The organism is Mesorhizobium sp. M0751, assembly GCF_040320265.1.
Taxonomy (GTDB): Bacteria; Pseudomonadota; Alphaproteobacteria; order Rhizobiales; family Rhizobiaceae; genus Mesorhizobium.
The window spans coordinates 114,199-140,291 of sequence record NZ_JAMYPH010000004.1 but is presented as its reverse complement, the minus strand read 5'-3'; the positions used below and the strand labels follow the sequence as shown (position 1 = coordinate 140,291).

Genomic DNA, 26,093 nt, shown 5'->3' with positions numbered 1-26,093 from the left:
GGTCGATGTAACCCCCACGTCGATCCTCGCGTCCCACCGCGATGTAGATCTCTCGACTCGGAAAGCCCCGCCGCCCGGAAGCCCACATCGGAAGTTCCTTGGGCATGCGAAAGCGCGTGCTCTCTTGATCAAATTGAAACGGACTGACGCCGATGACCATCGACACCAATGAAAAGCGGTCTTTCAATCTTTCGCGCTGGGCAATCGGCCATCCGAGCATTGCCCGCTTCCTGTTCGGGCTGATCATCGTCGCCGGTGCGCTCGGCCTGATGCGCATGGGCCAGAAGGAAGACCCCGATTTCACCTTCCGCGTCATGGTCGTCCAGGCGATCTGGCCAGGCTCCTCGATCAAGGAGATGGAGGACCAGGTCGTCAACAAGATCGAGCGCAAGCTGCAGGAAACGCCGCATCTCGATTTCGTTCGCTCCTACACCCGCGCCGGCAGCGCCATCATCACCTTGCAGGTCAAGGGCGATACCAATCCCGCACAGGTCGCCGATGCTTTCTATCAGGTGCGCAAGAAGGTCGGCGATATCGCCAATGAGCTGCCTCAGGGGCTGCTCGGGCCCTACTTCAACGATGAATTCGGCGACACGTTCATTACCCTGCATTCGATCAGCGGCGACGGCTACAGCTATCCCGAGCTGAAGAAATTCGCCATCCAGGCGCGTGACATGCTGCTGACGACGCCTGGCGTCGAGAAGGCCGTGATCATCGGCGACCAGCCGGAAAAACTCTACATCGACGTTTCATCCAAGGCGCTTGCCGAACGCGGCCTGACGTTGACCGACCTGCAGAATGCGATCCGAGGCCAGAACAACGTCGACCCGGCAGGTTCGGTCGACACCGGCCAGCGTTCGGTGCGCATTTCGGTCGAGGGCGATGTCACCAGGGCGGCCGACATCCGCGAGCTTCGCCTGCGCGCCGGCAACCAGGTGACGCGCCTCGGCGACATCGCCACCGTGACCTCCGGCCTCGAGGATCCGTACCAGCGCAAATACCGTTTCAACGGTCACGACAGCGTCCAGCTCGGCGTCGTCATGGCCAAGGGCTTCAACGTCACCGACGTCGGCAAGGACGTCGAAGCAACCTACAAGCGCTTCGAAGAGGCGCTGCCCTATGGCGTTTCGGTCAATCAGATTTCCGACCAGCCGCACGTTGTGAAAGAGGCGGTGAGCGAGTTCATGGAAGCGCTCGGCGAAGCGCTGCTGATCGTGCTTTTCGTCTCGTTCCTGTCGATCGGCTGGCGTTCTGGCCTGGTGATCGCGATCGTCATTCCGCTGGTCCTGGCGGCTACATTTGCCATCATGTACGAGCTCGGTATCGACCTGCAGCGCATTTCGCTCGGTGCGCTGATCATCGCCCTTGGCCTCTTGGTCGACGACGCGATGATTGTCGTCGAAATGATGGAGCGAAAGCTCGAGGAAGGATTGGTCAAGGTCGAGGCGGCGAGCTTCGCCTACTCCTCGACCGCCTTCCCGATGCTGACCGGCACGCTGATCACCACAGCCGGCTTCATCCCCGTCGGGTTCGCTGCCTCGACCGCCGGCGAATATGTGCGCACCCTGTTTTACGTCGTCGGCATCGCGCTGATCGTGTCCTGGTTCGCGGCGGTCTATTTCACGCCATGGCTCGGCCACATGATCCTGAAGCAGCGCAAGCACGCCGGCAACCATCACGATGTCTTCGACACGAACTTCTACCGCCGTCTTCGCTCGACCGTTGCATGGGCGGTGCGCCATCGCATCATCGTCCTGGTGATGACGCTGATGACGTTTGCCACCAGCCTGTGGGCGTTCCAGTTCATCCCGCAGAATTTCTTCCCGCAATCGTCGCGTCCGGAAATCCTCGTCGATCTCTGGCTGCCGGAAGGCACCAGCATCAAGGAGGTCGAGACGCAGGCCAAGGCGCTCGAAGCCAGGATGATGGACGACAAGGACAAGCGCTTCATCGCCACCTATATCGGCGAAGGCGCGCCGCGCTTCTTCCTGCCGCTCGACCAACAGCTTCGCAATCCGAACTTCGCCCAGCTTCTGGTGATGGCCAATGACGAACCGGCCCGCGAGCGGCTGATCGTCAAGCTGCGCACCATCCTGGCCGAGGATTTCCCATCGATCCGCGCCAAGGTCGATCGCCTGTTCCTCGGTCCGCCGACCGGCTGGCCGGTGCAGATGCGCGTCATGGGTCCGGATCGCCAGGAGGTGCGCCGCATCGCCGACGAGGTGAAGGCGAAGTTCCAGGCAAATCCGCTGCTCGGCGCCATCCACGACGACTGGCTGGAGCCGGTCCCGGCGATGAAGCTGGTGATCGACCAGGATCGCGCCCGTGCGCTCGGCGTCACCTCGCAGCGCATCCGCCAGATGCTGCAGGCAAGCATGTCGGGAGCACCGCTCGATGACTTCCGCGACGGCGAGGAGACGGTTTCGATCGTCGCCCGCGAACCGGAGGCAAGCCGTCACCTGCTGTCGGCGGTCGACTCCGTCTATATCCCGACCGATTTCGGTGGCTCCGTGCCGCTGTCGCAGGTCGCCAAGATCGTCCCGGTGCTGGAGCAAGGCGTTGAATGGCGGCGCGACCGCTTGCCGACCATCAGCGTACGCGCCACGCTTCCGGACGGCGTGCAGCCGAACGATGTCGCCATGAAGATGTACAGCGACATGCAGGGCCTGCGCGCCGGCCTCGCCCCCGGCTACAAGATCGAGATCCAGGGCGGCGCCGAGGATGCGGCCGAAAGCCAGGCCTCGATCGCGGCGAAAGCGCCGATCATGCTGGCCGTCATCGTCGTGCTGCTGATGATCCAGCTGCAGCACTTCGGCAAGGCGATGCTGGTGCTGGCGACCGGTCCGCTCGGCATCATTGGCGCGGCGGCGGCACTTTTGATCAGCGGCGCGCCGTTCGGCTTCGTCGCCATCCTCGGCGTCATCGCCCTGCTCGGCATCATCATGCGCAACTCGATCATCCTGGTCGACCAGATCGACCAGGACATCGCCGCCGGCGTGGAGCGCTCCGAGGCCATCATCGGCTCGGCGGTCCGCCGGTTCCGGCCGATCGTGCTGACGGCGTTGACCGCGGTGCTGGCGCTGATCCCGATCTCGCGCGGCGTCTTCTGGGGGCCGCTCGCCTATGCCATGATGGGCGGCATTCTCGTCGCCACGGTGCTGACCATCCTTGTCCTGCCGGCAGCCTATGCGCTGTTCTTCGGCAGGGAGCCCAAGAAGGTGGTGGAGCAGGCGGCCGAGACGGAAGAAAAGAACGAAAGGCCGCAACTGGCCCTGGCGGCCGAATAGCGGTCGAGGCAATCGCGCAGGTTGGCGCCGCCCCTCATCTGCCTGCCGGCATCTTCTCCCCGTATAGTGACGGGGAGAAGGACGCCTCGCCAGGATTTCGCCAATGTCCAGCGCTGCAAAAGGGCACTGAGGTTGCGGCCAGCCCCTTCTCCCCGTCTCTATACGGGGAGAAGTGCCCGGCAGGGCGATGAGGGGCGGCGCCGAGATCGACAATTGGTCTGAAGCGATTCCACTTGGCGTGATACCGATCACGCCTCTTGGCGATACCAACAAATTCGTTACAGATCACCCAACAGAGACTAGCGTGCTTGGTTGGAGGACCGTCATGACCATGGCTCAGACAAAGGCACCGCTGCGGCTGCCGATCGACGGGCGCCATCGCCAGATGTTCGTCGGCGGTGGCTGGGTCGATGCCCGCTCCGGCCGGACCATGGAGAGCCGCAACCCCGCCACCGGCGCGGTCATCGCCACGGTGCCGCGCGGCGACCGCCAGGACGTCGACTTGGCGGTGACTGCTGCCCGCAATGCGTTCGAGGGCCCGTGGAGCCGGTTCAAGCCTTATGAGCGGCAGGTGCTGCTGCTGAGGATCGCCGACCTCTTCGAAAAGCACTGGGAAGAGATCAGCCTCTCCGACACCACCGACATGGGTATGCCGATCGTGCGCACCCGCGCCAATCGCAACCGCGTCATCGGCATGCTGCGCTATTATGCAGGCATGGCGACGGCGCTGCACGGCGAGACGATCGAAAACTCGCTGCCCGGCGAAATCGTCTCCTTCACCCGCAAGGAGCCGGTCGGCGTCGTCGGCGCCATCATCCCGTGGAACGCACCGACGGCAGCGTCGATCTGGAAGATCGGCCCGGCGCTGGCGACCGGCTGCACCATCGTGCTGAAACCGTCGGAAGAGGCGCCGCTGACGCCACTTTTGATCGCCGACATCATGAACGAGGCCGGCGTGCCGGACGGCGTCGTCAACATTGTCACCGGCACCGGCGCGGAGGCGGGCGCGGCACTCGCCGAGCATATGGGCGTCGACAAGATCGTCTTCACCGGCTCGACGGCAACCGGCCAGTCGATCGTGCGGGCCTCGGCCGGCAATCTCAAGCGCGTCTCGCTGGAGCTCGGCGGCAAATCGCCGGTCATCGTCTGCGCCGATGCCGATCTCGACAAAGCGGTGCCGGTGGCGGCGATGTCGGTGTTTGCCAATTCCGGCCAGATCTGCATTGCCGGTTCGCGCCTGTTTGTCGAACGCGCCGTCCATGACGAGTTCGTCGAGCGGCTGGCGGCATATGCCAAGGGTCTCAGGGTCGGCGACGGCATCGACCCGGCGACCGAGATCGGTCCGCTGGTCTCCGAAAAGCAGCTGCAGCGGGTCACTGGTTACCTCGAAGCCGGCACCGCGGAAGGGGCGAAACTCGTCACCGGAGGCACCCGGCTTGTGGAAGGCGCGCTTGCCGCCGGCAATTTCGTCGCTCCGACTGTCTTTGCCGACGTCTCGGACGAGATGAAGATCGCCCGCGAGGAGATCTTCGGGCCGGTGATTTCAGCCTTGCCGTTCGACACCCTGGACGAGGCGGTCGAGCGGGCCAACAACACGCCCTACGGCCTGGCTGCAGGGGTCTTCACCCAAAATCTCGCCACCGCCCACCAGCTGTCGCGCAAGATCCGCGCCGGCTCGGTCTGGATCAACACCTATCACGCCATCGATCCGGCCGTGCCGTTCGGCGGCTACAAGATGAGCGGTTACGGCCGCGAGGGCGGCGCCGAGCACCTCGACGAGTATCTCAACACCAAGGGCGTGTTCATCAAGATCGACTGAGCCTTGCGCCAAACAGGGTCAGAAACGAAAAACCCGCCCTGGAGGGGCGGGTCTTTTGGAGCCAGTTAGCACCATAACCAAATTAGTAGCATAGCTGCCGGCACAAAGCAAGAACAAAATAGGGCTATGCCTCAAATAATCGACGTGCCGGGCGTCTCGATGTTCCGGCAGGGGATCGGGCGCATGGCGCACCCGATCCCTCAAGGCAAGCCTCAGATGACGAACAGCCAGTTGGCGAGCAGCATCACCGCGACGCCGGCGACCAGCGTCAGATAGGGCAGCATGCCTGCCTTTCGCACCGTAAGGTCGGACGAGCTCATGCCGAGATCGGCCAGCATATGGTCGGGGAACTTGCCCTTGTCCTGGATGTAATGCCGGAAGCAGAACACCGGGATGATCAAGGCTGCAGTGATCAGCCCGGCCCACAATGCCATCGGGTTCCAGACCTTGGCGCCGGCGCCCATGAAGACCGCGTTGACATAGGCAAAGATAGCGCCGAGGCCGAGCAGCCAGCTCGGTGCCCTCCATGGCCGCGCGATGTGGCCATTGTCGATGCGATGGATCCAGCCGGCATTGAGGTTGAGGAAGTTGAAGATGATGTAGCCGCAATTCGACACGGCGAGGATGAAGAAGAAGCTCGTCGCGTCGGCCGAGGCGATGGCCAGCACGATCAGGTTGAAGACCAGGTCGGTCCACATCGCCCGCGTCGGCGCGCCGTGCTCGTTGACGTGGCTGAGATAGCGCGGCAGCCAGCCGTCGACCGAACCCTGGTAGAGCGTGCGCGAAGAGCCGGCCATCGCCGTCATGATGCAGAGCACCAGCGCCAGTATCATCAGCATGACCAGCAGGCTGTGGATCAGCTGTCCGCCGCCGACCATGCCGGCCAGCGCATCGGCAACGCCGGAGCCGTCGACGATCGGCGTCGCCAGCATGCCGTTCAAGCCGAGCACGCCCTGGAAGGTGAACGGCACCAGGATGAACAGCAGCATGCAAAGCAGGCCGGAGTAGAAGATCGCCTTGAAGGTATCGGTGCCCGGGTTCTTGAATTCGGAGGTGTAGCAGACGGCGGTCTCGAAACCGTAAGTCGACCATGCCGCGATGAACATGCCGCCGAGCACCAGCGTCCAGCCGGCGATGTTCCACGCACCGGGCTCCGGCGCATAGGCTGCCGCAAGCGGCACCAGCGGCGAGAAGTTTGTCCAGTTGATCTGGCCGGTGACGATCGGCACCACGCCGACGATCAGCATCGGGATGATAACCAGCAGGCCGATATATTTCTGCACATTGGCCGTGCCCAGGATGCCGCGATGCTGGATCGAAAAGATGATCAGCATCAGCACCGCACCGATGAAGAAGGTGGCGTTGAAGGTGAAGGAAACCGGGCCAAGCGTGTGGCCGTAGAGCGTCCAGCTGCGGATCGCCGGCGTCGCCGCCGCGGTGACTGCGGTGATGGCGTCGGCGGCGCTGGTTCCGGCATGGGCCGCGATATAGGCGGCGACTTCCGGCGAGGTGTCGGTGAACAGCGGCACCGGCGCCAGTGCGTTGAGCATATAGGCCGCCGCGATCGAGCAGCCGAGCGACAGCACCGGCGACCAGGCGAACCAGTTGCACCAGACCGAAAGCGGCGCGATGAACTTGGAATACCGCAACCATGCGGTGGCGCCGTAGACCGAGGCGCCGCCGGATTTGTTCGGGAACAGCCCGGCGATCTCCGCATAGGTGAAGGACTGCAGGAAGCCCATGATCATGGATGCGGTCCAGATCATGAAGGCCAGCGTTCCGGTGGTGCCGGCAATGCCGCCGATCGAAAACAGGACAAGGGCCGGAACGCCGCTTGCCACCCAGAAGGCGCCGCGCCAATCAATGTTCCGGTGCAGCTGCCCTTCGGCAGGCGGCACCAGGGTGGTGACTATCGTGCTCATTTACGTGGATTCCCCATTTTTGATGTTCCCCATCGGCAACAGCCGCAATCTCGCGAGGCGTCATCGACGCTCACGTTGACCGGCCCAGGCGTTTTCCGCTCAGTAGTATTTTATTCTTAGCAGTGAAGATTGACCCAACGCGCTTTCACGTCAAGCGCTTTGTGACGCTGTGCACATTGCTGTGAAGCACGTGAGCTTTCACGACTGATGGCAGCGCAAGTGGGCATTGCTTGGAGGCTGCCGCCGAAAGTCGGCGCCGCCCCTCATCGCCCTGCCGGGCACTTCTCCCCGTATAGTGACGGGGAGAAGGGGCTGGCCGCGGTGTCGACGCCATCTCTTCAACGCTGGTGATTGGCGAAACCGTCGATGAGCGCCCCTCTCCCCGTCACTGTACGGGGAGAGGATGCCGGCAGGCAGGTGAGGGGCGGTGCCAACGCCTGGAAGGGGCAGCGTCGATCAGGAGCGCGGCCTGGTCTTTTGCGGGTCGTAATGGGCAAAGGCGACGACGCGCGCCGGCAGCCGCTTGCTGTGGCCGTCGAGCTTGCCGATCTCGACCTCTGTGCCGATCGCCGAATGCGCGACGTCGAGCCTGGCCAGCGCGATGGTCTTGTTCAGCACCGGCGAGCGCATGCCGGAGGTGACGACGCCGACCTGGGCGCGGCCGACATGCACACAATCGCCGTGGTCGACCGCGACATTGGCGTCGATGTCGAGGCCGACCAGCTTTCTCTGCGGGTTTTCCTTGCGCCGGATCAGCGCCTCGCGGCCGATGAAATCGTCGATCTTGGTCTTCAGCGGCACGGTAAAGCCGATGCCGGCCTCGAACGGGTCGGTCTGGTCGGAGAACTCGTAGCCGGCAAAGATCAGCCCGGCCTCGATGCGCACCATGTCGAGCGCCTGCAGCCCCATCGGCTTCAGGCCGTGCGGCTGGCCGGCCTGCCAGATCGCGTCGAACACCTTTTCGGCGTCGCGCGGATGGCACCAGATCTCGTAGCCGAGCTCGCCGGTGTAACCGGTGCGCGAAACCACGACCGGAATGCCGTTGCCGCCGCCGATGCGGGCGACCGCGAAACGGAACCATTCAAGCTCGTCGATCGACGGCTGCAGCGGCGAGGTCCAGATGATCTGCCGCAGGATGTCGCGGCTTTTCGGTCCCTGCACGGCGACGTTGTGCATCTGGTCGGTCGACGAGCGCACCAGCACGGTGAGGCCGAGTTTTTGCGCCGTTTCCCGCAGCCATTCGCCGGATAGATCGTCGCCGCCAACCCAGCGGAAATTATCCTTGCCAAGCCGAAGCAGCGTGCCGTCGTCTATCATGCCGCCATGCTCGTAGCACATGGCGGAATAGACGACTTGGCCGACGCCGAGCTTCTTGATGTCGCGGGTCAGCGTGTATTGCAGCAGCGCCTCGGAGTCCGGCCCGGTGACCTCGAACTTGCGCAGCGGCGACAGGTCCATGATCACGGCGTCCTGCCGGCAGGCCCAGTATTCGTCGATCGGCCCTTGCCTGGCGAAGGAATTGGCCAGCCAATAGCCCTTGTACTCGACGAAGTTGCGGGTGTGCTTGGCAAAGCTCGAATGAAAGGCGGTCTCGCGGGTCATTTTCGGTTCCGAATCGGGCGTCATGCGTCTGGCGATCGCTCGCGAGAATTTGTGCTGGCCGGAATATGTTCGCACATGGATGTCGGTCAGGTTCCAGCCATTGGCCGGCGTCGTATCGTCGGGGCAGGCGGACGAGACGCAGACGATGTCGGTCAAGGCGCGCAGCAGCACATAGTCGCCCGGCCGCGACCACGGCTCGTCGGAAACCACGACGCCATGCGCGTCGATCGCCGTGTTGAAGAAGAAGTTGATCGCCATCCAGCCGGCGCGGGGCGTCACACCCTTGTCGGCTAGCGCCCGGTTGAAATTCTCCGAGCAGTTGGGATGGCCGGGGTAGCCGATGTCGTCGTAATATTTGGCGGCGCAGGCGAGCGCGAATGCATCGTGCCGGCCGCAAGTGTCCTGGATAACCTCGACCAGCGGCTCCATGTCCTGGTCATAATATTTCGAATGCAGGCCGGGCATTGGATAGCTCGAACCCATCAGCGTGCGCGTCGTCGTCACGTCGAGCGGATGATCGCGTCCCTTGTCCAACTTGCGCGCCGAAAAGCACTGGAAATCTGTACATTGGCGCCCGTCGACATCGATGATCTGCAGATAGTCGCCGGCTTTGACGAAATAGGCCTCCGCCGTCGCCGAATGGACGCGCAGGTCGAGCACGGGATCGGCCAGCGGGTCGGCAAGCCTGGATTTCGCCGCCGGGCGGATGGTGGCGCGCCGTACGATGACGCTGAGCGGCGTCGCGGTATCGTGGCCGTCGACCAGCATCGGCCCGCCCGGGGCGGCTATGAGCATCGACCCGTCGCGGGCGACGGTAAAAGCCTGTTCGGTACCGGCAGGGGTGGCGCCGCCGAAGACGCGAACCGCCTTTGCCTGGTCGAGCCGCACCTGGCGTCGCTCGAGCCCCCGGCGCAAGGAAGCGAGGCTGTCGTCGCCCTCGGCCAGCAGCGCCTTGATGCCGGCGGCATTGCTGTTCGATTTTTCGCCGAGAATACCGGGATCGGTTACGCCGCTGCTGTCCCATACCAGCAGTTCGCAGGCCTGCCCGCCTTCGACATTGCGCACGCTGATCATATCCCCGGCCTCGATCTCGATCAGCACCGCGCCATTGCCCTGAACCGAATGGCGCTCCATCCCGGCCGGCAGCGCGATTTGGCCTGGCCGCAAGATCAGGCTCGGCCGCGGCGGTCCGGCGGCGATTACGGGGTAGGGCGACTGGCTCATCTCAACCCTGTGGTCCGAGAAACAAGTTTGCCTGTGTGTGAAATTATTTTAGCGGGAAGAATAGGGCAGAAGAGCCGGAGTTGGCAAGGTGAAGGTGGGGCAGCTCGGCCTTACCTTTCCGACGTCGGCCCTGCCCCTCATTGCCCTGCCGGGCATTTCTCCCCGTATAGTGACGGGGAGAAAGATCCTGTCACCAACGATTTCGCCAATTATCGGCGTTGCAGGAAAGGCGCAGCCGTCGCGGCAAGCCCCTTCTCCCCGTCACTATACGGGGAGAAGATGCCGGCAGGCAGATGAGGGGCGGCGCCGACGCAGATAGTTTACCCCAACTCCTCGGAATGCCCGATGTCGACGCCATATTCCGCGGCGGCATCGAGCATCGTGTGCCACAGGCTTTCGGCAAACGTCGCGAACACCAGAAGGTTGAACACCGCCCGTCCGTCCGGCCGGTCATTGCCGCGCCAGGAATTGATGCTGGTATGGTCGATCGATGTCGCGGCAGCGGTGCCGGCCGGGAACGCCGCGGGGTGCAGGTCCAGCGACGACAGTTTGGCCAGCATCGCGCGTGCCTTTTCTCCCGAAACGCCGATCAGCACGCGGGCATGCGACTGGTCGGACAACGAGGCGGATTGCGCAAACGCCTGGCTCAGCGGTTCGATCGCGTGCTTGCCGCCATTGGACAGGACCAGGAACTGATCCGGTCCCGACCAGATCAGCGTAGCGTCGGGAGCTCGGACCGCCTTGGGCGTTTCCGGGGCGGCAACGCCGAAGCGGGTTTCGGCAGCCTTCGCCAGTTCCGCCGCTTTGCCGCGCCGCGCCATCACCTGGATCAGGTCGAAATTGCGGATTTCGGTGAGCGATACGCCGGCCGCCATGCCGCGCGCGCCATAGCCGCCGACAACAAGCGCTTTCTCCAGCGGACTGCGGGCAATCCAGGAAAACTCAGCCACGCTGGCGCCCTCCATCCGGATCGTAGAAGACGGGACTGGACAGCTCGACGTCGTAATCTTCGCCGCGCAGCGGGTCATGCGCATGGACGATCTCGCCGATGCGCTCGCGGCCGCGCTCGACCAGGCCAAGCCCGATCCACTGGTCGAGCACCGGCGAAAAGCAAACCGAGGTGACGTAGCCCTGGTCGTTGTCGGGACCGGGTGTCTTGTCCTTCGGGATGATATGCGCGCCGGAGCGCAGGCGGCGCGTCTTGTCCGTCGGCTTGATGCCGATGACGACCTGCCGGTCCGGCGCAATCAGCGCCTCGCGCCCGGCCATGACGCGGCCGATGAAATCCTTCTTGGTCGACATCATCTTGCCGAGACCAAGGTCGGCGACGGTCGTCGTGCCGTTCAGCTCCGGCCCGGCGACATGCCCCTTTTCGATGCGCATGACGCCGAGCGCCTCGGTACCGTACGGCGTCACGCCGAACGGCTTGCCGGCCAGCATCAAATTGCGCACCAGCGCGTCGCCATAACGCGCCGGAACCGAGATCTCGAACGCCATCTCGCCGGAGAACGAGATGCGGAACAGCCGCGCCTTAATGCCGCCGCGCAGCGCCACTTCGCGCGCGCCCATGAAGGGAAAGCCCTCGTTCGACAAGTCCTCGGCAGGATCGACGATTTCCCGAAGCAGGTCCCGCGTCTTCGGCCCGGCGATCGAGAATTGCGCCCACTGGTCGGAGACCGAGGTCAACTGCACGTCGAATTCGGGGAACAGCACCTGCCGGCAGAATTCGAGATGCTGCATCACCAGCCCGGCCTTGGCGGTTGTGGTGGTCAGGAAATAGTGGTTCTCGGCCAGCCGCGACGTGGTGCCGTCGTCATAGACGATGCCGTCCTCGCGCAGCATCAGCCCGTAGCGGGCCTTTCCGACAGCAAGATTGGAGAAGGTGTTGATGTAGACGCGGTCGAGGAAGGCGCCGGCATCCGGGCCGTGTACGTCGATCTTGCCGAGTGTCGAGACGTCGCAGAAGCCGACGCCGGAGCGCACCGCCTTGACCTCTCGGGTGACCGCTTCCAGCCAGTCCTTTTCGCCGGCGCGCGGATACCATTGCGCGCGCTTCCACAGGCCGGTGTCGACGAACACCGCGCCCTGTTCGGCTGCCCAGTGATGCGACGGCGTCAGCCTTGTCGCATGGAAGTTCTCGTCGCGATGATGGCCGGCGAAGGCGCCGATGGCGACCGGCACATAGGGCGGGCGATAGATCGTCGTGCCGGTTTCGGGGATCGATTTGCCGCTGATTGCCGCCATGATGGCGAGACCGGCGACGTTCGAGGTCTTGCCCTGGTCGGTGGCCATGCCGAGCGTCGTATAGCGCTTGAGATGCTCGACCGATTCGAAACCTTCGCGCTGCGCCAGTTCGATGTCGGACGCGGTCACGTCATGCTGGTAGTCGACGAAGGCTTTCCCTTTGCCGGCGACATGCCAGAGCGGCGTCAGCGAAAAGGCTTCTTCGTCGGCGACCGGCGGCGTGCCGGCATTGCCGCCGCGTCCGGCGCCTTGTGCTGCTGCCGATCCGGCGGCAAAGCCCTGGCGCAGGCAGTCGCCCAACCCGAAGGCGCCGTTGGCGGCGCCTGCGGCCACCATGCCGGGTGGCGCACCGTCCGGCACGAAGGCTGCGATGTCGTCCTGCCATTTCGGCCGGCGGCGGTGATAGGAGGTCAGCCCGATCGCCGGATTCCAGCCGCCCGAGACGGCAAGCCCGTCGGCTTCGACCTCCGCCCGTGCGCCGCCGGTCAGCGCCACCGCGATTTTCCGGACCCCGTCCTTGCCGCCTTCGACCCCGCTGACCGAGCCGTTGAGCACGGCAAAGCAGCCCTTGGCGGCGAGCGCGCGATGCGCGGCGGAGACGTCCGGGCGCGCATCGACGACCGCCGCGATCTGCAAGCCGGCGCCAAGCGCGGTCTCGACGGTGCGCCAGCCGTCCTCATTGTTGGTGAACAGTGCGATCCGCTTTGCCGGCGTCGCCGCGTAGCGCGCGACATAGGTCCGCATAGCCGAAGCCATCATCACGCCGGGCGTATCGTTGCCGGCAAAGACGATCGGCCGCTCGATGGCGCCGGCGGCGACGACGCAGTGCTTGGCCACGATCCGCCACAGCCGCTGGCGCACCTGGTGCTCGGGCGGCGAGGGCAGGTGGTCGTTGACCCGCTCGATGGCGCCATAGGTGCCGCCATCATAGACGCCGAACAGTGTCGTGCGGTTCATGATGCGGACATCGGGGAGCGCGGCGAGTTCCCCCAGCGTGCGCGTAATCCATTCGGCTGCCGGCTCGCCGTCGATCGTGCCGCCGTCGGCAAGCAGACGGCCGCCGAACGCAAAATCTTCCTCGCACAGGATGACGTGGGCGCCGCTGCGCCCGGCCGCCAATGCCGCCGCAAGCCCGGCCGGGCCGGAACCGGCGATCAGCACATCGCAATGCGCCCACGCCTTGTCGTAATGGTCGGGATCGGCGACGCCGGCAGCGCGTCCGAGGCCGGCGGCGCGGCGGATCGCCGGCTCGTAGACCGCTTCCCAGAATTTCGCCGGCCACATGAAGGTCTTGTAGTAGAAGCCGGCGACGAAGATCGGCGCAAACAGCTGGTTGACCGCCATCAGATCATGGCGCAGCGACGGCCAGCGGTTCTGGCTGGCCGCTTCGAGCCCGTCATAAAGTTCGGCTGTGGTCGCCTTGGTGTTCGGCTCGCGCCGCGCGCCGCTGCGCAGTTCGACCAACGCGTTGGGCTCTTCGGATCCAGCGGTCAGGATGCCACGCGGCCGATGGTATTTGAAAGAGCGGCCGACCAGCTTGACGCCATTGGCGATCAGCGCCGAGGCCAGCGTGTCGCCCTGGAATCCGGCAAAGCTCTTGCCGTCGAAGCGGAAGCCAAGCGGCGCGGCGCGGTCGATGAGACCGCCGCTCTCCAGCCGGTGTGTCTGCGCAGGGCCAACCATCAAGCGCCCACCTTGGCGGCACCAACGCCCGCCGCCGGCTCGACCGAGGAAATCTCATGCGTCAGCGTGTTGCGGGCGACCTTCAGCCAGGCCCGGCAGCCGCCGCCATGGTACCAGTATTCGCTCATCGGCCCGGCGACATTGTCGCGCAGATAGACGTAGTCGAAGACCTCGTCTTCGGTGGCGCCGGCCGCCGGACGCGCCGGCTTGGCGTCGCCCAGATAGGTGAACTCGCCGAGTTCGCGTTCGCCGCAGAAGGGACAGACAATGCGCATGCTTCTTCAGCCAGCCTTCAATGCAGGTTCGGTTGGGCGCCCTGGCCCTTTTCGTCGATCATCGCACCCCGCCGGAAGCGGTCGAGGCGGAAGCGCGCCGCCTCCTTGTGCGGCTCGTCGCGCGCCAGCAGATGGGCAAAGACCAGGCCGGAGCCGGGCGTCGCCTTGAAGCCGCCATAGCACCAGCCGGCGTTGAGATAGAGCCCGTCGACCGGCGTTTTGTCGATGATCGGCGAACCGTCCATCGACATGTCCATGATGCCGCCCCACTGACGCAGAAGCCGTATCCGGCCGATCATCGGCATCAGCGCCATGCCGCCCTCGCAAACGTCTTCCATGACAGGCAGATTGCCGCGCTGGGCGTAGGAATTGTAGCCGTCTATATCGCCGCCGAACACCAGCCCGCCCTTGTCGGACTGGCTGACGTAGAAATGGCCGGCGCCGAAGGTCATGACATTGGGGATCAGCGGCTTGATCGCTTCCGAGACGAAGGCCTGCAGCACATGGCTTTCGATCGGCAGCCGCATGCCGGCCATCGCCGCGACGCGCGACGAGGAGCCGGCGACCGCCATGCCGACCTTGGCGGCACCGATCCTGCCGCGCGACGTCTCGACGCCGGTCACCTTGCCGCTGCCGTCGCGGACAAAGCCGGTCACCTCGCAATTCTGGATGATGTCGACGCCGAGCGCGCTCGCCGCGTGCGCATAGCCCCAGACCACGGCGTCGTGGCGTGCCGTGCCGCCGCGCCGCTGCAAAAGCCCGCCCTGCACCGGAAAGCGCGCATTGTCGAAGTTCAGGAATGGCATCATCTTCCTGACCGCCGCGAGATCGAGCAGTTCGGCATCGATGCCGTTGATGCGCATGGTGTTGCCGCGCCGTGCGTAGGCGTCGCGCTGCGCGTCGGAATGGTAGAGATTGATGACGCCGCGCTGGCTGACCATGGTGTTGTAGTTGAGGTCCTGCTCCATCCGTTCCCACAGCTTCATCGACAGCTCGTAGAAGCCGGTATTGCCGGGTAGCCCGTAATTGGAGCGGATGATGGTGGTGTTGCGGCCGGCATTGCCGGAGCCGATCCAGCCCTTTTCCAGCACCGCGACATTCCTGATGCCGTATTCGCTGGCGAGGAACCATGCCGTCGCCAGGCCATGGCCGCCGCCGCCGATGATCACCACGTCGTAGTGGCTCTTCGGGCTGGCGTCGCGCCAGGTGCGCTGCCAGTTCTTGTGGCCGGAAAATGCCGCCCGGGCGAGGGAGAAGATCGAGTATTTCATGAACCTGTTTCGCGCCGGGCGTGCAACAATTCCGGATCAGATGTCGAGCGTGTGGTCGCGCTCCCACTGGGTGAAGTGGGAAGCATAGGAATTCCATTCCTGCTGCTTGAGCTTTAGATAAGCCGACGAGAATTCCTCACCCAGCGCCGCCTTGAGCGATTTGTCGTTGTCGAACTCGCGCAATGCGTCGAGCAGGTTGAGCGGCAGCTTCGGCGCGCCCTCCACCGTATGGCCGAACTGGTACATGTCGATGTCGTAGCGCCGGCCGGGATCGGCCTTCGAGCGGACGCCGTCGAGACCGGCGGCGATGATCACGGCCTGCAGCAGATACGGGTTTGCCGCGCCGTCGGGCAGGCGCAGCTCGAAGCGGCCGGGACCAGGCACGCGCACCATGTGGGTTCGGTTGTTGCCGGTCCAGGTCACCGTGTTCGGCGCCCAGGTGGCGCCAGAGATGGTGCGCGGCGCGTTGATGCGCTTGTAGGAATTGACAGTCGGGTTGGTGATCGCGGCAAGGGCGGAAGCATGTTTCATGATGCCGCCGAGGAAATTCCGGCCCTTTGCCGACAGGCCGAGCTCCATCGCATTATCGGCAAAGACATTGGTCTTGCCGTCCTTGTCCCACACCGAGATGTGGGCATGGCAGCCATTGCCGGTCAGGCCCTGGAACGGTTTCGGCATGAAGGTCGCGCGCAGGCCGTGCTTTTCGGCGACCGATTTCACCATGAATTTGAAGAAGGAATGCTTGTCGGCGGTCGCCAGCGCATCGTCGAAGGCCCAGTTCATCTCGAACTGGCCGTTGGCGTCCTCGTGGTCGTTCTGGTAGGCGCCCCAGCCGAGCGCCAGCATGTGGTCGCAGATCTCGGCGATCACGTCATAGCGGCGCATCACCGCCTGCTGGTCGTAGCAGGGCTTCGACGCCGTGTCGTATTCGTCGGAAATCGTCTTGCCGTCCGGCGAGATCAGGAAGAACTCGGCCTCGACGCCGGTCTTGATGTGCATGCCGTCGCCAGCGGCCTCCGCGATCAACCGCTTCAGCGTGTTGCGCGGCGCCTGCTCGACCGATTTGTCGTCCATGATGCAGTTGGCGGCGACCCAGGCGACTTCGGGCTTCCAAGGCAACTGGATCACCGAGGCGGGATCGGGCACCGCCAGCATGTCGGGATGCGCCGGCGTCAGGTCGAGCCAGGTGGCAAAACCGGCAAAGCCGGCACCGTCCCGCTGCATGTCGGCGATCGCCTGCGCCGGCACCAGCTTGGCACGCTGCCCACCGAACAGGTCGGTGTAGGATATCATGAAATATTTGACGCCCTTCTCCTTGGCGAAGGCGGCGAGATCGTTCCCCATTATAGTTCCTCGCTTACTGGCATTTGGTTTCTTTTAGAAGCCGTTCTTGCCCGGTATCCAGTTGGTGCCGGCCAGCGGCACGCCGGCCATGGCGGCGGCTTCGATCGTCAAGGCCACAAGATCCTCGGGCTCGAGATTGTGCAGGCTGTTCTTGCCGCAGGCGCGGGCGATTGTCTGAGCCTCAAGTGTCATCACCTTAAGATAATTCGCCAGCCGTCGTCCGGCCGCAATCGGATCGACCCGTTTCATTAGCTCGGGATCCTGCGTGGTGATGCCGGCCGGGTCGCGACCCTCATGCCAGTCGTCATAGGCGCCGGCGGTGGTGCCGAGTTCGTTGTATTCCGCTTCCCAGCGCGGGTCATTGTCGCCGAGCGCGACAAGCGCTGCCGTGCCGATCGACACCGCGTCGACGCCGAGCGCCAGCGCCTTGGCGACGTCGGCGCCGTTGCGTATGCCGCCCGAGACGATCAGCTGCACCTTGCGGTGCATACCGAGATCCTGCAGCGCCTGCACGGCCGGCCTGATGCAGGCAAGCGTCGGCTGGCCGACATTTTCGATGAACACTTCCTGGGTAGCCGCCGTGCCACCCTGCATGCCGTCGACGACGATAACATCGGCGCCCGATTTCACCGCAAGCGCGGTATCGTAATAGGGCCGCGCGCCGCCGACCTTGACGTAGATCGGCTTTTCCCAGTCTGTGATTTCGCGCAGTTCGAGGATCTTGATCTCGAGGTCGTCCGGCCCGGTCCAGTCGGGGTGGCGCGAGGCCGAGCGCTGGTCGATGCCTTTCGGCAGCGTGCGCATTTCAGCGACACGGTCGGAGATTTTCTGGCCGAGCAGCATGCCGCCGCCGCCGGGCTTGGCGCCCTGGCCGACGACAACCTCGATCGCATCGGCGCGGCGCAGATCGCGCGGGTTCATGCCGTAGCGCGACGGCAGATACTGGTAGACCAGCGTCTTCGAATGGCCGCGCTCTTCCTCGGTCATGCCGCCGTCGCCGGTGGTCGTCGAGGTGCCCGACAGCGTCGCGCCACGGCCGAGCGCCTCCTTGGCCGGGCCGGACAGCGAGCCGAAGCTCATGCCGGCGATGGTGATCGGGATTTTCAATTCGATCGGTTTTTTCGCATAGCGCGAGCCGAGGACGACGCTGGTGTCGCAGCGCTCGCGATAGCCTTCGAGCGGGTAGCGCGAAATCGAGGCGCCGAGGAACAGAAGGTCATCGAAATGCGGCAGCTTGCGCTTGGCGCCGGCGCCGCGGATGTCATAGATGCCGGTCGCCGCGGCGCGGCGGATCTCGGAAAGCGTGTAGTCGTCGAAGGTCGCGGATTTGCGCGGCGTCGTCGGCGGGTTGCGATAGGTCATTGAGCCTCAATACGCGTCGGCGTTGTCGATATTGAAATTGTAAAGCGTGCGCGCCGAGCCGTAGCGCTTGAACTCCGCCGCCTTGACGCCGGTCACGCCGGCGCGGTCGAGCAGGTTTTGCAGCAATTCGAGATGCTCGGGCCGCATCTCCTTGGCGATGCAGTCGGCGCCGAGGCTTTCGACCTTGCCGCGCACGAAAAGCCGCGCCTCATAGATGGAATCGCCGAGCGCATCGCCGGCGTCGCCCAGCACCACGAGGTTGCCGGATTGCGCCATGAAGGCCGACATGTGGCCGATATTGCCATGCACGACGATGTCGATGCCTTTCATCGAGATGCCGCAGCGAGATGACGCGTTGCCTTCGATGACCAGCAGCCCGCCCCGGCCGGTGGCGCCGGCATACTGGCTGGCGTCGCCTTTGACGATGATCTGGCCGGACATCATGTTTTCGCCGACGCCGGGTCCGGCCGAGCCATGCACGGTGATGGTGCCGCCGTCGTTCATGCCGCCGCAATAATAGCCGACGCTGCCGCGCACATCGATGGCGACCGGCTGGTCGACGCCGACGGCGACCGAATGGCTGCCTCGCGGGTGCAGTACTTCCCATGCGGTTTCGTTCGAACCGGGCGCCAGATCGTGCAGCGCCTGGTTGAGCTCGCGCAGCGACATTTCGGCCAGGTCGAAGACCCTCGACGCCTGGCCCGGCTCTCGCGCGGCCTTGGAGAGGTTGCCCGTATTTAAGGCGTTGATTGCCGGCATCAGATCAATGCTCCCAGAAATAGACGGTTGCGGGCTCGGGTTCCCAGACCTTCGCATTGTCTATGCCGGGCAGTTTGGTGAGCGCTCGATATTCCGAGCCGAAGGCGACATACTGGTCGGTTTCGGCCATTACGGCAGGCTTGCAGGCGATCGGATCGCGCACCACGCCGAAACCGTTCTTGGTGCCGACGACGAAGGTGAAGAAGCCGTCGAGGTCGCTCAGCGTACCTTCCAGCGCCTCGCCCAGGTTCTTGCCATGCGCCATTTGCGAGGAGAGATAGGCGGCAGCGACCTCGGTATCGTTCTCGGTCTCGAATGTCATGCCTTCGAGGATCAGCTCGCGCCGGACATTGTTGTGGTTGGACAGCGAGCCATTGTGCACCAGGCACTGGTCGGCGCCGGTCGAGAACGGATGCGCGCCCATCGTCGTCACCGCCGATTCGGTCGCCATGCGGGTATGGCCGATGCCGTGGGTGCCGGTCATCTCGCGGACACCGAAACGGTCGACGACCGCTTCCGGCAGGCCGACTTCCTTGTAGATTTCGACGACGTCGCCGGCCCCCATGATGCGGATGTCGGGACGCAGCGCCTGGATCGCCTCGCGCGCTTGGTCGATCTTGGCAGGCGTCGTCCGGACCACCGCATGCGTCGACTTCGCAGCAATGCTCACCGGCGCGCCGATTGCCTTGGCGAGTTCGGCGTCGAGGCCGCGGAAATCGCGCTCCGGCTTGGCCGACTGGATGGTGATCTTGGCTTCACTGGAGGGCGCGCCATAGATGGCGATGCCGGCGCTGTCGGGACCGCGATCGCTGAGCGAGATCAGCATCTCCGACAGCATCGCGCCAAGCTGGGGCTCGAGCGACTTGTCCTTCAAAAACAGTCCGACGATTCCGCACATGTCAGGCTCCCGAGATTGTTCCCTTGGAGATGTATAGAATGAGTCCGGGGAATTCAATTGGTATGAAAAAAATTTTCCTGTCGTTATACATCAGCCTGGGGCGCGGCCGGGCGCACTATCGCCGCGCCCGCCGCGATTGTGAACCCATTTGGCATAGCGGATGCGGGCGATCTTATAGGCATCCAGGATCGACAGGGCATAGATCAGGAAGCCGCCGGCATGGCGTCCGACGAAGCTGGCGTCGGGCGGCGCGATCTTGGCGGTGACCCAGGCCAGGATCACCATGAAGAACAGGAATTGCAGGCCGCGCACCGGCACGCCGAGCACGACATGCCCGCTCGCGGGCAAGACGATCGCAGCGCCCAGAACCAGATAGGGGCTCGGTGGTGCGGGGGAGGTGGTGATCTGGCTGGTCATGCCGCCTGCCGTTCGCTTTGATTGATGGCATCGCGCAGCGCCGAAGCCGACGACAGCAGCCTCTCGATCAGCCCCGGATCGAGCCTGACCGTGCCGAATTCGGCTTGCCGGAATACGCCGTAGCGCGCCCGCTCGGCCTCGGCCAGCAGCCAGACGATGCGCACGCCGTTCGGCGTGATTAGCAATTCCTTGGCGCGCCCCTCGGCAAAGATGTCGAGGTGACCGGCGATAAGGGCCTCGGGAAAGCGCACGCCCTTGCGGTCGGTCCGCAGCACCGCCTCGGCCGGAAATCCCGCCGCCGTCTGCTGCGTGTGGTCGAGATGATCGAAATTGGAAAAAGTCGTCGGCGATCCCGGCCGCATCATCAAATCGAAAGTGCCTGGTATCGCGACCTTTTCGGTGATCGAAACGCTCAGCCAGCGCGCCGGCAGTTTCCTGATCGCCAGCGTGTCGACGATGGTCCGCACCTGCACCCGCCGGCCGTTCCACGAGCCGGCGAAGGTGACGACGCCGGCAGTGCCATCCGAGATGATGGCCACGTCGGGGATGATTTCGCGAAGCCCCGCTTCGTCGGCGGCAAGCGCGGTCGAAGCCTTGGCGCGGTTCGAGCGCGCAAGCCAGGTTATGTGGAGGACGAGAGCCAGGGCAATCGCCCCGGCGAGCAACGCTGAGATCACCTAACGCACCTCGTCACGCAAATGCCCGCCCAGACCGGGCGCGCCGTCAGTACCCCTGCGGCTTCGGCCACGGCATGGTGAACTGGGCACCACGGCGCACGAATTTGTAGCGGTAGAAGTGGAACCACAGCGAGATCAGGAAGTAAAAGGCGACCATGGCGATCAGCTGCGAGCCGAAGCCGAGGAAGATCGCAAAGAAGGTGACCACGCAAAGGCAGAACAAGACGATCGCCGGCAGCGGATGGAACGGATGGGTGTAGCCGCGGCGGATCGAGCCGAGCGGCCACTTCTTCCTGAACATGATGATGTTGATGCTCATGAAGGTGTACTGCAGCACGCCCGACAGGATCGAGAAGGTGATCGCCTGGTTGAGGTCGGCGATGAAGGCAAAGGCGAGCGCGATCGGCAGCAGGAACAGGATCGAGCGATAGGGCGTGCGGTATTTCGGATGCACCGCCGAGAACCACGTCGGCAGATAGCGGTCGCGGCCGAGCGAGAACCAGGCGCGCGCGGCGTCGTTGATGCAGCCATTGGCGGAGGCGAGTGCGGCAAGCAGCGTCGCGATAAACAGCAGGTTCTCCAGCAGCGCGCTGCCGGTCAATTTGCCCGCGTCCCAGAGCGGATAATAGGTGATGCCGAGATATTCCCACGGCATCAGCGAGGCGCAGACATACCAGGTCATGGCGGCCGCGATCAGAAGCGTGATCATGCCGGCCATGGTGCCGTAAGGCAGCGAGCGCGCCGGCGAGCGCACTTCCTCGGCTGCCTGCGTGGTGCCTTCGATGCCGAGATAATACCAGATGCCGAACTGGAAGGCAGCGATGACGCCGATCCAGCCATAGGGCAGGGCGTTGCCGGGGGTGACCAACTCGTTCAGCTTCAGCACCGCGCCTTGCGTCCACGGGCTGACCGAGAAGAACAGGATGACGATCGAGACATAGGCGATGGCGGTGATGACGAAGTTGACGTTGAGCGTCATCAGCACGCCGCGATAGTTCAGCCATGCCAGCACGACGATGGTCGCGGCGATGAAGGAATTGTGGTTGAGGCCCTCGACGCCGGCCTTGGCGACGATCGTGTCGCCGAGCAGGATAGCGTCCGACACTTCGAGCATGGTATAGGCAAAGACCAGGAAAAGCGCGACGTTGAAGGCCATCAGCGGCCCGACAATGTGCTTGGCCTGGGCATATTGGCCGCCGGCGGCAGCGACCGTCGAGGTGACTTCGGAATCGATCATCGCGACCGACGTGTAGAGCAGCCCGACGATCCAGCAGACGATCAGCGCCGCCAGCGCGCCGCCCTTGTCCGCCGCGAAATTCCAGCCGGTGAATTCGCCGACCAGAACGATGCCGACGCCGAGCGCCCAGACATGGGCGGGGCCGAGCACCCTGAGCAGTGAAACCCTGTCGCCTTGCACTTGCACCGCTGGTTCAGCCGTGATCGTCATCGCTCAATCCCCCACTCAGATCCGGTGTTGTTCGGACACGGCTTCAAGTTCGCCTTCCCTGGACGAGGTCAGCATCTCTTCGGAATAGGTCGTGTCGATCTTGAACCAGTCGTAGAGCATCCACAGCGCGAGCACGATCGAGATGCCCCAGCATGCGTAAGAGAGTGCCACCCACATGACGATGCTTCCCTATCTATTTGTCGCCGAACTTTTCGTCGATGACGTCGCGGTATTCGCGGTCCGATGCGCGGAACAGAAAGATGAAATAGCCGATCAGCACCGCGGCCATGATGATCAGCGTCGGCCAGTCGATGATGTAGTGGAACCGGTTCTGGATGATGTCGTGCGCGGTTTCCGGCGTGTAGCCGAGCTTTTCCCAGATCGAGGCCATGGTCGGGTTTTGTCCGAGCGCTTCCCACGTCTTGGCGTCGAGCGCGTCGATGGATTTTGCCGCCCCTGCCAGCCCTAGTTTCAGCGGCAGCCACAGTGCGACGAAAATCGCGACCACGACGACGGCGATATCGAAAACCTGTCCGGCCTTGCTCTGTTCGGGCGGTGTGTAGCGGGCCATGCGTCTCCCCCTCAGGACTTGCGGTTGCGGTAGGCGTCGGCATTCTTGATGTCGAGCCCGTAGATGAAGTCCTTGTCTTCCTTGTAGTGGTTGACCATCGCCAGGATCGCGGCCGTGTTGAAGATCAGCACGGCGGCGGCGGCGACCGCGACGACGAGCTTGATGCCGGCGTCGGGGATGTACGGCCATGTCATGAACAGGACGAAGAGGATCGTCGCCCACAGGCAGACGATCAGGAGCATAGATCCACGCACGTCGGAACGGTACAACGCTTCCACGCGCTGTTGCAGGTCGGACATCGGCTTTCCCCTTTTTCAACGCCGGTCCAGATTGGCCGGTCATTGCCCTCTTTCAAGAGAGTGAAATTTTTTTCATAAAATCCGGCCGAATTCTGGAATTGTCAAGACGATTTTACGCGACGTTAACCGTTTGTTTGGGCTCGCCGGATTTGCCTGACAATGAAATTATTTGCTTACGGGTATTGCAGGCTTCCGGCGTTTGCGATCAATATTCAAGGCAACGCTCCCGCCTGTGTGCAGGGAGCAGGGGAAAGCAAAAAGTTCTTTCGAACGGAGGACCAGCGGATGACGGCATCCTGGAGATTTTCGACGCTTGCGGACCGCCATCGGGCGCTCGGCTCGAAGCTCGAGGACTGGAGCGGCATGGGCACCGCCTGGACCTACGACAAGGACGCCGACGAAGAGTATATCGCCATCCGCACCAAGGCCGGCCTGATGGACGTGTCCGGCCTGAAGAAGGTCCACATCACCGGGCCGCACGCCTCTCACCTGATCGACCTGGCGACGACGCGCGACGTCGAAAAGATCTATCCCGGCAAGTCGGCCTATGCCTGCATGCTCAACGAGGCCGGCAAGTTCACCGACGACTGCATCCTCTACCGCACCGGCCCGAATTCCTGGATGGTCGTGCATGGCTCGGGCACCGGCCATGAAGCGCTGCAGCGCGCGTCGGTCGGTCGTGACGTGTCGCTGCGCTTCGACGACAATCTGCACGACCTTTCGCTGCAAGGGCCGCTAGCCGTCGACTATCTGGCAAAGCATGTGCCGGGCATTCGCGACCTCAACTATTTCCATCACATGCAGACGCAGTTGTTCGGCTTCCCGGTGATGATCTCGCGCACCGGCTATACCGGCGAGCGCGGCTACGAGATATTCTGCCGCGGCCAGGACGCCGGCACGATCTGGGACAGGATACTCGACGAGGGCAAAAGCGCCGGCATCATCCCGTGCCGCTTCACCACGCTCGACATGCTGCGCGTCGAGAGCTACCTGCTGTTTTACCCCTACGACAATTCGCAGAAATACCCGTTCGAGAACGAGGGCCCCGGCGACACGCTATGGGAGCTCGGCCTCGACTTCACCGTCAGCCCCGGCAAGACCGGCTTTCGCGGCGCCGAGGAGCACTACCGGCTCAAGGGCAAGGAGCGCTTCAAGATCTTCGGCGTACTGCTCGAAGGCAGGGAGCCGGCCGATGAGGGCGCACCGGTCTATCGCGACGGCAAAAAGGTCGGCGTGGTGACCTGCGCCATGTATTCGCCGCTGGTCAAAAAATCGATGGGCATCGCCCGGCTCGACGTCGACTGCGCGGTGCAGGGCACCAGGCTCGAGATCCGCAACAAGAGCGGCGCCATCAGCGCAACCGCCGAGCCGCTTCCCTTCGACGATCCGAAGAAGACCAAGCGCACGGCGAAAGGCTGAGGCATACTGCGGGTATGGCAGCGAAAAGCATCATCAGCCGGCCGGTCTATGGGACCCTGTCTCCGCAGCTCGGCAAGCATCATCTTTTCATAGCGGATGCAGAGGGAGCGCTGGCCATTGCCGATCTGGCCGCCAAGGCACCGGCGGATTTCTTCGGCGGCGCCCACATCATCTTCATTCCCGGCCGCGACGGCAAATATGCCGATGCGCTCGAAGCCCTGAAGCCGGCGCAGTTCTACCTCGGCCATTCCTTCGCCAGTGCCCTGCCGCGGCTGAAGCAGACCCTGGCCAACGCGCATATGGGCCTCAGGCTCTATCTCGCCGGCACCGAAGGGCTGATCGGCCAGGCCATGCAGGCGGCGCTCGAAGCCGGCATCGATCACACCTCGATCCAGACCGAGCATCGCGGCTCGCTGGCGCGCCGCATGCAGTGCGTCCACTGTAAGGGCATCACCGAGAACGTGACGACGCAGCCGGCGACCTGTTCGCATTGCGGCCTGCTGCTTCTGGTGCGCGATCATTATTCGCGGCGCCTTGCCGCCTTCCAGGGCGTCTGTATCAACGCCGAGGACCGCAGCGAAATTCCTCCGATCGAGGAGGTCTTTCGATGAGCACCGGCACAACCAAGCTCGACGTCATCGTCAGCGATGTCGTTCCGGTCAACGAGTTGGTGACGCGCTTTCACTTCCGCAGGCGCGACGGCGAGCTCTTGCCGACCTTTTCCGGCGGCGCCCATGTCGTCGTCGAGATGCGCGATGGCGAACGCACCAGGCTCAATCCCTATTCGCTGATGGGCTCGCCGCTCGATACCCGCGAATACACCATCTCGGTTCGCCGCGACGACGCCGGCCGCGGCGGCTCGCTGTTCATGCACAGGCAGGTCAGGCCCGGCACCGAGATGGTGGTCAGCTATCCCGTCAACCTGTTCTCGCTCGATCTGCGCGCCAGGAAGCATCTGATGCTGGCCGGTGGCATCGGCATCACCCCGTTCATGGCGCAGACCGCGCAGCTGGCGGCGGAAGGCGGCAATTTCGAGTTGCATTGCACCTGCCGCACCGCCTCGCTCGGCACCTATGCCGACCTGCTCAGGGAGCGCTACGATCGCCGGGTCAGGCTCTATCACGACGACCGCGACGAGCGCGTCGATCTCGACCGGCTGCTGTCGTCGCAGCCGCTCGGCACGCATCTCTATGTCTGCGGCCCGTCGGGCATGATCGGCTGGGTGCGCGAGCGCGCCGCCGCTCTCGGCTGGCCGGCGGAAACCGTGCATTTCGAGCATTTCGCGGCGCCGCAGCCCGGCGCGCCGTTCGACGTGACGCTGGCTGTCAGCGGCAAGACCATCCGTGTCGACGAGCAGCAGAGCCTGCTCGAGGCGATCGAGGCGGCCGGCGTCGATCCGCCCTATCTCTGCCGCGGCGGCGTCTGCGGCCAGTGCGAGACCAATGTCATTTCGCATGACGGCAAGTTCATCCACAACGACCACTGGCTGAGCGAGGAAGACCACCGTTCGGGCTGCAAGATCATGCCCTGCGTGTCGCGCTTCGAGGGCCGGTCGCTGGTGCTGGAAAGATAG

The 26,093-nt window shown here is 64.1% G+C and carries 21 protein-coding genes; 5 read left to right on the top strand and 16 right to left on the bottom strand.

Translation table 11 applies throughout. From position 1 onward, the window contains the following. The first annotated feature begins 152 nt into the window (after positions 1-152). Positions 153-3,287: an efflux RND transporter permease subunit gene (locus NKI19_RS08370; protein ID WP_352489488.1), complete on the top strand. Its 3,135-nt coding sequence runs from the start codon at positions 153-155 to the stop codon at positions 3,285-3,287. Between the two features lie 325 nt (positions 3,288-3,612). Next, positions 3,613-5,106, top strand: coding sequence for an aldehyde dehydrogenase family protein (locus NKI19_RS08365; RefSeq protein WP_352489489.1), 1,494 nt, complete (start codon positions 3,613-3,615; stop codon positions 5,104-5,106). Positions 5,107-5,318: 212 nt separating this feature from the next. On the opposite strand, the gene NKI19_RS08360 is transcribed toward NKI19_RS08365, so the two are convergent. The 16 genes from NKI19_RS08360 to NKI19_RS08285 all read right to left on the bottom strand — a co-directional run bounded on the left by NKI19_RS08360 (position 5,319) and on the right by NKI19_RS08285 (position 23,101). Continuing rightward, the gene (locus NKI19_RS08360; RefSeq protein WP_352489490.1) at positions 5,319-7,028 is read right to left on the bottom strand and encodes a trimethylamine N-oxide permease; all 1,710 of its coding nucleotides are present in this window, start codon (positions 7,026-7,028) and stop codon (positions 5,319-5,321) included. Positions 7,029-7,484: 456 nt separating this feature from the next. After that, positions 7,485-9,854, bottom strand: coding sequence for a trimethylamine N-oxide demethylase (locus NKI19_RS08355; protein ID WP_352489491.1), 2,370 nt, complete (start codon positions 9,852-9,854; stop codon positions 7,485-7,487). Between the two features lie 320 nt (positions 9,855-10,174). After that, positions 10,175-10,804: a sarcosine oxidase subunit gamma gene (locus NKI19_RS08350; protein ID WP_352489492.1), complete on the bottom strand. Its 630-nt coding sequence runs from the start codon at positions 10,802-10,804 to the stop codon at positions 10,175-10,177. After that, positions 10,797-13,781 (bottom strand): sarcosine oxidase subunit alpha, encoded by a 2,985-nt coding sequence (locus NKI19_RS08345; RefSeq protein WP_352489493.1) that lies wholly within the window; start codon positions 13,779-13,781, stop codon positions 10,797-10,799. The genes NKI19_RS08350 and NKI19_RS08345 overlap by 8 nt, the downstream gene beginning before the upstream one ends. Then, positions 13,781-14,056, bottom strand: a complete 276-nt coding sequence (locus NKI19_RS08340; protein WP_352489494.1) for a sarcosine oxidase subunit delta — start codon at positions 14,054-14,056, stop codon at positions 13,781-13,783. Before NKI19_RS08340 ends, NKI19_RS08345 begins: the two co-directional genes overlap by 1 nt. A gap of 17 nt (positions 14,057-14,073) precedes the next feature. After that, positions 14,074-15,327 (bottom strand): sarcosine oxidase subunit beta family protein, encoded by a 1,254-nt coding sequence (locus NKI19_RS08335; RefSeq protein WP_352489495.1) that lies wholly within the window; start codon positions 15,325-15,327, stop codon positions 14,074-14,076. Positions 15,328-15,363: 36 nt separating this feature from the next. After that, positions 15,364-16,671 carry a type III glutamate--ammonia ligase gene (gene glnT / locus NKI19_RS08330; protein ID WP_023673983.1) on the bottom strand — a complete coding sequence of 436 codons (1,308 nt, stop codon included), beginning with the start codon at positions 16,669-16,671 and terminating at the stop codon, positions 15,364-15,366. Between the two features lie 33 nt (positions 16,672-16,704). Beyond that, on the bottom strand, positions 16,705-18,033 hold the full coding sequence (locus NKI19_RS08325) for an FMN-binding glutamate synthase family protein (protein ID WP_352489496.1): 1,329 nt from the start codon (positions 18,031-18,033) through the stop codon (positions 16,705-16,707). A 6-nt stretch (positions 18,034-18,039) separates the two neighbouring features. Continuing rightward, the gene (locus NKI19_RS08320; protein ID WP_352489746.1) at positions 18,040-18,702 is read right to left on the bottom strand and encodes a GltB/FmdC/FwdC-like GXGXG domain-containing protein; all 663 of its coding nucleotides are present in this window, start codon (positions 18,700-18,702) and stop codon (positions 18,040-18,042) included. 94 nt (positions 18,703-18,796) lie between these two features. After that, the gene (locus tag NKI19_RS08315; RefSeq protein WP_352489497.1) at positions 18,797-19,690 is read right to left on the bottom strand and encodes a class II glutamine amidotransferase; all 894 of its coding nucleotides are present in this window, start codon (positions 19,688-19,690) and stop codon (positions 18,797-18,799) included. 90 nt (positions 19,691-19,780) lie between these two features. Then, positions 19,781-20,107, bottom strand: a complete 327-nt coding sequence (locus NKI19_RS08310) for a hypothetical protein (RefSeq protein ID WP_352489498.1) — start codon at positions 20,105-20,107, stop codon at positions 19,781-19,783. Further along, complete coding sequence (locus tag NKI19_RS08305) at positions 20,104-20,784, bottom strand: hypothetical protein (RefSeq protein WP_352564781.1); 681 nt, start codon at positions 20,782-20,784, stop codon at positions 20,104-20,106. The genes NKI19_RS08310 and NKI19_RS08305 overlap by 4 nt, the downstream gene beginning before the upstream one ends. Before the next feature lie 46 nt (positions 20,785-20,830). Then, complete coding sequence (locus NKI19_RS08300) at positions 20,831-22,231, bottom strand: APC family permease (protein ID WP_292653875.1); 1,401 nt, start codon at positions 22,229-22,231, stop codon at positions 20,831-20,833. Positions 22,232-22,246: 15 nt separating this feature from the next. Beyond that, the gene (locus NKI19_RS08295) at positions 22,247-22,408 is read right to left on the bottom strand and encodes a hypothetical protein (RefSeq protein ID WP_352489500.1); all 162 of its coding nucleotides are present in this window, start codon (positions 22,406-22,408) and stop codon (positions 22,247-22,249) included. Between the two features lie 16 nt (positions 22,409-22,424). Continuing rightward, positions 22,425-22,802, bottom strand: coding sequence for a hypothetical protein (locus NKI19_RS08290; protein WP_023673992.1), 378 nt, complete (start codon positions 22,800-22,802; stop codon positions 22,425-22,427). An 11-nt stretch (positions 22,803-22,813) separates the two neighbouring features. Beyond that, positions 22,814-23,101 carry a hypothetical protein gene (locus tag NKI19_RS08285; RefSeq protein ID WP_352476575.1) on the bottom strand — a complete coding sequence of 96 codons (288 nt, stop codon included), beginning with the start codon at positions 23,099-23,101 and terminating at the stop codon, positions 22,814-22,816. A gap of 285 nt (positions 23,102-23,386) precedes the next feature. On the opposite strand from NKI19_RS08285, the gene NKI19_RS08280 reads away from it, so the two are divergent. The 3 genes from NKI19_RS08280 to NKI19_RS08270 are packed head-to-tail and all read left to right on the top strand — an operon-like array spanning position 23,387 to position 26,093. After that, entirely contained in the window at positions 23,387-24,520 is a 1,134-nt protein-coding gene (locus NKI19_RS08280) for an aminomethyl transferase family protein (protein ID WP_352489501.1), read from the top strand. 14 nt (positions 24,521-24,534) lie between these two features. Next, entirely contained in the window at positions 24,535-25,131 is a 597-nt protein-coding gene (locus NKI19_RS08275) for a dimethylamine monooxygenase subunit DmmA family protein (protein WP_352489502.1), read from the top strand. Then, complete coding sequence (locus NKI19_RS08270) at positions 25,128-26,093, top strand: PDR/VanB family oxidoreductase (protein WP_352489503.1); 966 nt, start codon at positions 25,128-25,130, stop codon at positions 26,091-26,093. The genes NKI19_RS08275 and NKI19_RS08270 overlap by 4 nt, the downstream gene beginning before the upstream one ends.

Excerpts from the sequence above, each read along its gene's own strand:
- NKI19_RS08360 (WP_352489490.1), bottom strand. The coding sequence starts at position 7,028 with ATGAGCACGATAGTCACCACCCTGGTGCCGCCTGCCGAAGGGCAGCTG.
- NKI19_RS08270 (WP_352489503.1), top strand. The coding sequence starts at position 25,128 with ATGAGCACCGGCACAACCAAGCTCGACGTCATCGTCAGCGATGTCGTT.
- NKI19_RS08335 (WP_352489495.1), bottom strand. The coding sequence starts at position 15,327 with ATGAAATACTCGATCTTCTCCCTCGCCCGGGCGGCATTTTCCGGCCAC.
- glnT (WP_023673983.1), bottom strand. The coding sequence starts at position 16,671 with ATGGGGAACGATCTCGCCGCCTTCGCCAAGGAGAAGGGCGTCAAATAT.
- NKI19_RS08315 (WP_352489497.1), bottom strand. The coding sequence starts at position 19,690 with ATGTGCGGAATCGTCGGACTGTTTTTGAAGGACAAGTCGCTCGAGCCC.
- NKI19_RS08345 (WP_352489493.1), bottom strand. The coding sequence starts at position 13,781 with ATGGTTGGCCCTGCGCAGACACACCGGCTGGAGAGCGGCGGTCTCATC.
- NKI19_RS08280 (WP_352489501.1), top strand. The coding sequence starts at position 23,387 with ATGACGGCATCCTGGAGATTTTCGACGCTTGCGGACCGCCATCGGGCG.
- NKI19_RS08340 (WP_352489494.1), bottom strand. The coding sequence starts at position 14,056 with ATGCGCATTGTCTGTCCCTTCTGCGGCGAACGCGAACTCGGCGAGTTC.
- NKI19_RS08365 (WP_352489489.1), top strand. The coding sequence starts at position 3,613 with ATGACCATGGCTCAGACAAAGGCACCGCTGCGGCTGCCGATCGACGGG.
- NKI19_RS08295 (WP_352489500.1), bottom strand. The coding sequence starts at position 22,408 with ATGTGGGTGGCACTCTCTTACGCATGCTGGGGCATCTCGATCGTGCTC.
- NKI19_RS08275 (WP_352489502.1), top strand. The coding sequence starts at position 24,535 with ATGGCAGCGAAAAGCATCATCAGCCGGCCGGTCTATGGGACCCTGTCT.
- NKI19_RS08300 (WP_292653875.1), bottom strand. The coding sequence starts at position 22,231 with ATGACGATCACGGCTGAACCAGCGGTGCAAGTGCAAGGCGACAGGGTT.
- NKI19_RS08325 (WP_352489496.1), bottom strand. The coding sequence starts at position 18,033 with ATGACCTATCGCAACCCGCCGACGACGCCGCGCAAATCCGCGACCTTC.
- NKI19_RS08370 (WP_352489488.1), top strand. The coding sequence starts at position 153 with ATGACCATCGACACCAATGAAAAGCGGTCTTTCAATCTTTCGCGCTGG.
- NKI19_RS08290 (WP_023673992.1), bottom strand. The coding sequence starts at position 22,802 with ATGGCCCGCTACACACCGCCCGAACAGAGCAAGGCCGGACAGGTTTTC.
- NKI19_RS08310 (WP_352489498.1), bottom strand. The coding sequence starts at position 20,107 with ATGACCAGCCAGATCACCACCTCCCCCGCACCACCGAGCCCCTATCTG.
- NKI19_RS08285 (WP_352476575.1), bottom strand. The coding sequence starts at position 23,101 with ATGTCCGACCTGCAACAGCGCGTGGAAGCGTTGTACCGTTCCGACGTG.
- NKI19_RS08355 (WP_352489491.1), bottom strand. The coding sequence starts at position 9,854 with ATGAGCCAGTCGCCCTACCCCGTAATCGCCGCCGGACCGCCGCGGCCG.
- NKI19_RS08320 (WP_352489746.1), bottom strand. The coding sequence starts at position 18,702 with ATGTCGCTGCGCGAGCTCAACCAGGCGCTGCACGATCTGGCGCCCGGT.